The sequence below is a fragment of the Microbacterium sp. KNMS genome, assembly GCF_053851835.1.
This window is the reverse complement of the sequence record NZ_JBSQBP010000194.1, coordinates 1-240: the sequence shown is the minus strand read 5'-3', so window position 1 is coordinate 240 and position 240 is coordinate 1. Positions and strand designations below refer to the sequence as shown.

Here is a 240-nt window from a genome sequence, read left to right as displayed (position 1 = left end):
CCTCTGATGTGTCTGCCCGGACCGTCGCTTTATCGCGCTGGTCTTTGTAGGTAATGGCGTTGTCGCGGTAATGGTTAATCGCCCAGGCCATGGAAACCAGCAGGCAGATAACGACAGCGCATATGATTGCTGTTAACCGGCTCATTTCTGGCCCCACTCGCATACTTCGCGCTCAATCTCCCGACGGGTTACCAGGCCTTTCCACTGCTTGCCTCCAGCATAAGTCCAGCGACGCAACTC

General features: G+C 55.8%; 1 protein-coding gene. It reads right to left on the bottom strand.

What is annotated here, in order from left to right:
* Positions 1 to 141: 141 nt before the first annotated feature.
* Positions 142 to 240 (bottom strand): glycoside hydrolase family protein (locus ACWXWW_RS18325; RefSeq protein ID WP_455971475.1); only part of this gene is annotated, 99 nt, incomplete at its 5' end.